This is a genomic window from Paenibacillus sp. N119s, from assembly GCF_059447605.1.
The window spans coordinates 1-533 of record NZ_JCAJRU010000504.1 but is presented as its reverse complement, the minus strand read 5'-3'; the positions used below and the strand labels follow the sequence as shown (position 1 = coordinate 533).

The 533-nt window shown below is 52.0% G+C and carries 1 protein-coding gene; it reads right to left on the bottom strand.

The annotated features are described in order from the left end of the window. The coding region (locus AC5V8P_RS26030) for a condensation domain-containing protein (RefSeq protein WP_495474108.1) at window positions 1-533 on the bottom strand (533 nt) is incomplete at both ends.

The following is a 533-nucleotide window of genomic DNA, read 5'->3' as shown; positions in this document are numbered from 1 at the left end:
TTTTCGATCCCCGAAATCTCAGCCGGGCGACCCGATACGACACCGCCAAAGACGGCATCGTCACTACCGTTGTACTTTTGAAGCAATAAGCCCCAGGCGGTTTGCAGGAGCGTATTGGCGGTCACGTGGTACTGTTTGGCCACCATTTCCAGACGTCCCGTCAAATCTTGGCCCAGATCGCACAGTACATGCTCAAATTGTTCACCGTTTGCTTTCGCACCTACTTTTCCGGTCGGAATTGACGTTTGCTGATCATAGCCGAGCAAATATTCCTTCCAGTATGAAGCAGCTGCTTCTACATCCTGGGCTTCCAGCCACGCAATATACTGACTGTATGGAGTCACAGGCGCGAGCTTTGGTGCTCGATGCTCTACGGCTGCAAAATAAGCCTCAAACACCTCATCTGTTACTAGCGCCACACACCAGCCGTCCATCAAAATGTGGTGAGAGCTCCACACAAAGTAATAATCCTCATCACCGGTCCGTAAAATCGCCACGCGCATCAACGCATCCCGGGACAAATTGAACCCGGC